Origin of the sequence: Niameybacter sp., from assembly GCF_036655075.1 — a bacterium.
GTDB lineage: Bacteria > Bacillota > Clostridia > Lachnospirales > Cellulosilyticaceae > Holtiella.
In genome coordinates, this window is record NZ_JAVVQU010000073.1 from 1 (window position 1) to 7,103 (window position 7,103).

The window sequence follows — 7,103 nt, forward strand, 5'->3', positions numbered from 1 at the left end:
GGGGAGTGAAATCCCTACAACCCTTGATGATCAAGACCGATGCGCCCCTTCGTGTAAAAAATCGCATATTCCATAGGGGGGTATAACCAGAACACTATCTAAAAAGTGCCTTAAAGCTAGCAGCTACAAAAAAATGTAGTTGCTTTTTTAATGCGTAAAAGTAAGAAAGGAGATTGCAGTAAGTGACAGATGAAGATAAGAAGATAATTAGAACCATGCGCCTAGAAGGTGTAGGCTATAAGGCAATAGCTACCGCACTTCAGATGAGTAGAGATACGATAAGAGCTTACTGCAAACGTAGTGGGCTAGGCGGACAAAGTACATTTTTAGAGCTTACTGTCCAGGAACAGATTGAAGAGGGAAACGCCTGTAAACATTGTCTTAAACCTATTAAACAAAAAGCCAAGGGCCGGGAAAGAAAGTTTTGTTCTGACGCATGCAGAAGAAAATGGTGGTTAGAACACCAAGAAGCTAGAAATAAAAATGATAATGCGATATACCACTACACCTGTGAGTACTGCGAAAAGGAATTCACAGCTTACGGGAACAAGAACAGAAAGTATTGCAGCCATGGTTGCTATATTAAGCATAGATTTGAGGAGGGTAATGATGGAGTTTAAAAAGTTAAGTGTTGAAGTACTCATACCAGCAACCTACAATCCTAGAAAGGATTTAAAACCTGGTGACAAGGAGTATGAAAAGATAAAAAACAGCATCAATGAGTTTGGCTATGTGGAACCAATCATTGTAAACAAAGATATGACGATTATTGGAGGGCACCAACGCCTAAAAGTTTTAAAGCATATAGGTTACACGGAAGTAGATTGTGTCATTGTTGAAGTAGATAAGACAAAGGAAAAAGCGCTGAACGTAGCTCTTAACAAAGTAACTGGTTCATGGGACGAGACGTTGCTTGCAGAGTTGATTAAAGACTTACAGGAAGCTGATTTTGATGTAGAACTTACAGGTTTTGAACCACCAGAAATTGATGAACTATTTAACAATCTTCATGACAAAGATATTCAAGAAGATGACTTTGATGTTGATGAGGCTATGCCTGAAAAACCTATTAGTAAGCAAGGTGATGTATGGCTACTTGGAAAACACAGATTAGTGTGTGGGGACAGTACTTTATCCAAAACGTATGAGATGCTGATGGAAGGTAAGAAAGCAAATCTAGTTGTTACAGATCCCCCTTACGGCGTTTCCTATGAGGGAGCGGCAGGTAGTATTCAGAATGATTCATTGGCAGATGAAGAGTTTGAGCAGTTCCTTCTAAAAGCCTTTAAAAATATGCAAGCACATATGGCGGATGATGGTTCTATTTATGTATTTCATGCTGATACCAAAGGACACATTTTTAGAAAAGCATTCCTAGATGCAGGATTCTATTTATCAGGGGTATGCCAGTGGGTAAAACAATCCTTGGTGTTAGGTAGAAGTCCTTATCAATGGCAGCATGAGCCTGTGCTTTATGGGTGGAAAAAGAAAGGCAAGCATAAATGGTATGCTGGACGCAAGGAAACAACAGTGTGGAAATTTGATAGACCCACTAAAAGTGAACTTCATCCAACTACAAAGCCAGTAGCACTTGTTGCATATCCTATTCAAAATAGCAGTTTAACCAATAGCATTGTCTTAGAGCCTTTTTGTGGTAGCGGTTCAACACTTATTGCTTGCGAACAAACAGACCGAATCTGTTATGCCGTTGAGTTAGATGAAAAATATGCAGATGTTATTGTGAAGCGATTCATAAATGAGGTAGAGACAGATGCGGATGTGTATTTAGTACGTGATGGCAAGAAAATCAAATACTCCGAGGTCACCAATGAATAAGGATAAAGCACTCAGGTTATTAGAAGCACAGGCATCATATCTAACCAAGCAACAATACAAGACAATGAAAGGTCAGATCATTTGTGGAGATGTAACAGGAGCGCTAAAAGGATTAAAGAAAATCCTTGGTAGGTAGCTCTTTTCTTTGTGTAGTAAGCACTAATATCCCATGTGTTTCTTGTGTAGTCAGCGTCTACAACTAAAAGCACACTTACGGTAACATGTGTACTACCCGGAAGGGAATACACAAAAGAAGGGAAACACAAATGAGAACACAAAGATTTGGCATTGAAATTGAAATGACAGGCCTTACAAGGAAACAAGCTGCAGCAGTGATAACGCAGCAACCTTGGGCGATAGGAACACGGCATGTAGGAGGTACGTACGATGCTTATGAAATCATAGATACACAGGCGAGAACCTGGAAGATTGTTTCAGACTCAAGCATTGAGGCACAGAAAATGGAGGGCAAGACAAGGCACTATGCAAACAACGAGTACAGGGTAGAGCTAGTAAGCCCGATATTAACCTACAAAGATATTGAACCCTTACAAGAGTTGATAAGAGCTCTTAGAAAAGCAGGAGCAATTACCAACAGCACATGCGGGATACACATTCATATTGATGCAGCACCCCATACACCCAACACCCTGAAGAATATAGTAAACCTTATAGCTAGCAAAGAGGATTTACTTTACAAGGCTTTAGACATTGATTACGAAAGAATTAGATATTGCAAAAAGCTCAATGAAGAGCTTATTCAAACCATTAACAAAAAGAAACCTAAGACCATTGATGAATTAGCAGACATTTGGTACGAAGGATATGGGGTTCAAGATAGGAATAGGCATTACCACCAAAGCAGATACCATGGACTAAACTTACACAGCACCTTTACTAAGGGAACAGTAGAGTTCAGACTTTTCAACAGCACCACCCACGCAGGTAAGATTAAAGCTTACATCCAATTTTGCTTAGCCTTAAGCTACCAAGCCTTAACACAAAAGAAGGCAAGTGCAAGAAGAACCTACACCGACAACGAGAAGTACACCTTCCGATGTTGGATGTTAAGATTGGGGTTAAACGGAGAAGAGTTTAAAACTTGCAGGCACCATTTACTAGCTAACCTAACAGGAAATAGCGCATGGAGAAAAGCAGCTTGAACCAATGAAGAATAGGGAGGGCCAATCGCCCTCCCATACCATAAAGGAGTGTATCAAATGAATAAGAAAATTTATGCTGCCTATGGGAGTAATACGAACCTTGAGCAAATGAGCTATAGATGTCCAGCCGCTAAAGTAATAGGAACAGGAATAGTGAAAGATTACAGGTTGACCTTCAGAGGCAACAGCCGAGGCGTGGCCAATATTGAACCTTACCCAGGTCGAACGGTTCCGGTAGTAATATGGGAAATTACAGAGGCCTGTGAAGAAGCGCTAGATGGGTACGAGGGTTATCCTAACCTATACGAAAAGCAAATGATAGAAGTGCAAGTAGAAAGTAAGGTACAAGAAGCTATGGTATATGTCATGGCAAGAAGATACAGAACAATGCCAGCCATTCCTACAAGTTATTACCTTGGAACCATAGCTGAGGGCTATGCAGACAATGGTATTGACCTTGAAATCTTAAAGATGGCACATCTAGAGTGTTTAAAGGAGTTGAAGTAATGGATAAGTTTTTTACCCAAACAGCATGCGATAGGTGTGGAGCTGAGCTTAAGGGTGGGCGAATAATGAGTATGTTTAATACCGACTGTATTTGCCTAAAGTGTAAAGAAAAGGAGCAGTTAGACCCCGAATATAATAAGGCATTAGAGGTAGAGCGAGAGCAAATCCAAAAAGGTAACTATAACTATAAAGGTATAAGAGGCACGAAGAATGATAAGTGATCAGGTTGCAGAGCAGATATTGGTCATTAGGGATATGGGAAAGTACAATATGTTTGATGTCAAAAGCATTCAAGTAGAAGCGTATGAAAGAGGCTACTACGAACTGGTTATGTTTTAGAAGGAAATCTGAAAACCTATTCAGAATTTATCCTAACAGGAAAAAGATAGATAAACAAAGAGCTTACATGGTGTAGGCTCTTTTGTTGTGGAAGGAGGTAAACTTGTGGCAACACCAGGAAGAAAGCCAAAACCAACAGCATTAAAAGTATTAGAAGGAAACCCAGGAAAAAGACCACTTAATAGTAAGGAGCCTAAGCCAAAAACTACTAGACTGAAATGTCCAGAATGGTTAGAAGAAGAGGCAAAAAAAGAGTGGAAAAGACTAGCTAAGCCCTTGCAGCAAATGGGTGTATTAACAGAAGTGGATTTGATGCCCTTTGCTGGTTATTGCCAAGCCTATGCTAGATGGAAAGAGGCGGAAGAGTTTATCACTAAACATGGTTCTATCGTCAAAACGCCAAGCGGGTATTGGCAACAGGTACCGCAGGTAAGTATCGCCCAGACTAATTTGAAGCTAATGGTCAAAGTAGGTGAGCAGTTTGGTCTTACACCATCTTCAAGAAGCCGATTAATTGCTGGAGAAACAACACAAGGTAACGGCGATCCAATGGAAAGTATCTTAGGGATGTAAAGGAGTAGATTCATGGATGAAAAACACAAATTAAAAGAATACACACCTTCTCCTTTTATGCTTTCAACTTCTTGTTACGATGAAGCCAAAGCGGATAAAGCAGTTAACTTTATTCAGTGTTTAAAACACACCAAAGGAAGATGGGCAGGTAAGCCTTTTGAACTAATAGCTTGGCAGGAGCAGATTGTAAGAGATTTGTTTGGGATTGTAAAAGAAGATGGTAATAGGCAGTTTTTAACAGCCTATATAGAACTTCCTAAAAAGCAAGGCAAACAGCTTGCACTAGATACACCAATACCTACACCAAAAGGTTTTACAGCAATGGGGCAATTAAGGGTAGGAGATCAAGTTATTGATGAAAATGGAGTGCCTTGTAATGTAGTAGCGTTGAGTGAAATAGATGATACAGAGCAGGCATATGAAATAACATTTAGAGATAATTCCAGTATTGTAGCAGGAGAAAGACATTTATGGCAGGTACAGGAAACACGTAATGGCAATAGAGAAAAACTCCGTACAACAGGAGAAATGTACCAAAAAACTTTAAAGGCAAATAAAAAAGAGAATAGATCACTATTTCGCATCCCTATAACGGATGCTTTTATTTTGCCAAAAATTGCTCTCCCCTTAGATCCCTATCTATATGGATATTGGATTGGAAATGGTAATGCAACTAAACCAGAGATTACTGTAAGAAGAGATGATGTAAATGCTGTTGAAGCTGCTATACCTTATAATTTACACAATACTTATAAACAGGCAGGATACAGTAATATCTTAGTATATAAGGAACTTAAGCAAGTTTTAGTTAGAAATTATCGTGATAAAAGAATATCTAAGGAATATTTAAGAAGTTCTATCAAACAAAGGTTAAGGTTGCTACAAGGATTAATGGATTCAGATGGGTGTGTTGGAAAAGTAAGAAGTCAATCAACATATGTGACAATTTTACCCGAACTAGCAGAAGATGTGAGAGAGCTTTTATGGTCTTTAGGTATAAAAAATACGCTAGAAATAACACCATCAACACGTTATGGGGAACCGACAGGTGAAACTTGTTATCTTATCAAATTTACTGCTTTTGATGATATGAAAGTATCAAAGCTAAAGCGCAAACAAGGCAGGGCAAAAGAAAGAAATATAAATAGCCGCTCACATTTTCATTATATTAAGTCCATTGAAAAAATCGCTTCATGTTCCATGAGGTGCATTCAAGTAGATAGCCCATCAAGACTTTATTTAGCAGGAAAATCAATGGTGCCAACACACAACAGTGAGATTGCAGCTGCCATTGCATTATACTTACTGTTTGCAGATAACGAACCATCAGCAGAAGTGTATGGGTGCGCAGCAGATAGGCAGCAAGCTTCAATTGTATTTGATGTAGCAACACAAATGGTTAAGCAGTCACCAGCACTTACAAGAAGATCAAAAATAGTGGGTTCAACTAAGCGTATTGTCTTTCCAAGCCAAGCTAGTTACTATCAAGTGTTGTCAGCAGAAACTTCAACAAAGCATGGCTACAACGTATCAGGATTGATATTTGATGAGCTGCATATACAGCCCAATCGCAAGCTCTATGATGTAATGACAAAAGGATCGGGAGATGCTAGAACACAACCTCTCTTCTTTGTTATTACAACAGCAGGAACGGATAGAAACTCGATTTGTTATGAGCTGCATCAAAAGTCAAAAGACATTCTAGAGGGAAGAAAGATTGATCCTACATTTTATCCTGTGTTATATGGTATAGATGATGATGACGATTGGACCGATGAGGCAAATTGGTATAAGGCAAATCCCTCACTAGGTATTACAATAGATATAGAAAAAGTAAGAAATGCTTTTCAATCAGCTTTAGAAAACCCAGCAGAGGAAAATGTGTTTAGGCAACTAAGACTTAATCAGTGGGTGAAACAGTCCATACGTTGGATGTCAATGGAAAAGTGGGATGAGTGTGCTTTTAAGGTATCTCCAGATGAACTAAAAGGCAGAGAATGTTTCGGCGGCCTAGACCTTGCGAGTACTACGGACATAACAGCTTTTGTCCTTGTATTTCCACCAAGAACAGAAGAAGAAAAGTATATGATCATGCCGTTCTTTTGGATACCAGAAGAAACGCTAGAATTACGTGTAAGACGTGATCATGTACCTTACGATACTTGGGAGAAGCAAGGTTATATTAAAACAACAGAAGGAAATGTGGTGCACTATGGATTCATTGAATCATTTATTGAAGACTTAGGTACTAAGTATAACATCAAAGAGATAGGTTTTGATCGATGGGGGGCTGTCCAAATGACTCAAAATTTAGAAGGTATGGGGTTTACAGTGGTACCTTTTGGTCAGGGGTATAAGGAAATGTCACCACCTTCTAAAGAGTTGATGAAACTAACCTTGGAGAAGAAGCTAGCACATGGCGGTAATCCAGTACTTAGATGGATGATGGACAATATCTTTGTTAAAACAGATCCAGCAGGCAACATCAAGCCGGATAAAGAGAAAAGCACAGAGAAGATAGATGGTGCTGTTGCTACAATCATGGCACTTGATAGAGCGATTAGGCATCAAGGTGATAGTGGAAGTGTCTATGACCAGAGAGGAATTTTGGTATTGTGATATAAAAAAAGCACTCCGTGAAAGAGTGCTTAGACAAGATGTAGTTCAATTTTTTTATCTAAAGCT

9 protein-coding genes are annotated in these 7,103 nt (G+C 39.2%); all 9 read left to right on the plus strand.

The features are described from left to right. Positions 1-182 precede the first annotated feature (182 nt). The 9 genes from RRY75_RS13375 (at position 183) to RRY75_RS13415 (ending at position 7,037) form a co-directional block, all read left to right on the plus strand. Positions 183-620: an RNA polymerase subunit sigma-70 gene (locus RRY75_RS13375; protein ID WP_332717229.1), complete on the plus strand. Its 438-nt coding sequence runs from the start codon at positions 183-185 to the stop codon at positions 618-620. Next, the gene (locus RRY75_RS13380) at positions 610-1,836 is read left to right on the plus strand and encodes a site-specific DNA-methyltransferase (RefSeq protein ID WP_332717232.1); all 1,227 of its coding nucleotides are present in this window, start codon (positions 610-612) and stop codon (positions 1,834-1,836) included. Before RRY75_RS13375 ends, RRY75_RS13380 begins: the two co-directional genes overlap by 11 nt. Continuing rightward, entirely contained in the window at positions 1,829-1,972 is a 144-nt protein-coding gene (locus tag RRY75_RS13385; protein WP_332494420.1) for a hypothetical protein, read from the plus strand. The genes RRY75_RS13380 and RRY75_RS13385 overlap by 8 nt, the downstream gene beginning before the upstream one ends. Positions 1,973-2,102: 130 nt before the next feature. Then, positions 2,103-2,999 carry an amidoligase family protein gene (locus tag RRY75_RS13390; RefSeq protein ID WP_332494422.1) on the plus strand — a complete coding sequence of 299 codons (897 nt, stop codon included), beginning with the start codon at positions 2,103-2,105 and terminating at the stop codon, positions 2,997-2,999. Positions 3,000-3,056: 57 nt separating this feature from the next. Further along, positions 3,057-3,506: a gamma-glutamylcyclotransferase family protein gene (locus RRY75_RS13395; RefSeq protein WP_332494423.1), complete on the plus strand. Its 450-nt coding sequence runs from the start codon at positions 3,057-3,059 to the stop codon at positions 3,504-3,506. Beyond that, positions 3,506-3,727 (plus strand): hypothetical protein, encoded by a 222-nt coding sequence (locus RRY75_RS13400; protein ID WP_332494425.1) that lies wholly within the window; start codon positions 3,506-3,508, stop codon positions 3,725-3,727. Before RRY75_RS13395 ends, RRY75_RS13400 begins: the two co-directional genes overlap by 1 nt. Beyond that, positions 3,717-3,845, plus strand: coding sequence for a DUF5049 domain-containing protein (locus tag RRY75_RS13405; RefSeq protein ID WP_332494427.1), 129 nt, complete (start codon positions 3,717-3,719; stop codon positions 3,843-3,845). The genes RRY75_RS13400 and RRY75_RS13405 overlap by 11 nt, the downstream gene beginning before the upstream one ends. A 105-nt stretch (positions 3,846-3,950) precedes the next feature. Further along, the gene (locus RRY75_RS13410) at positions 3,951-4,418 is read left to right on the plus strand and encodes a phage terminase small subunit P27 family (RefSeq protein WP_332494428.1); all 468 of its coding nucleotides are present in this window, start codon (positions 3,951-3,953) and stop codon (positions 4,416-4,418) included. 57 nt (positions 4,419-4,475) lie between these two features. Further along, the gene (locus tag RRY75_RS13415) at positions 4,476-7,037 is read left to right on the plus strand and encodes a terminase TerL endonuclease subunit (RefSeq protein WP_334309880.1); all 2,562 of its coding nucleotides are present in this window, start codon (positions 4,476-4,478) and stop codon (positions 7,035-7,037) included. Positions 7,038-7,103 lie beyond the last annotated feature (66 nt).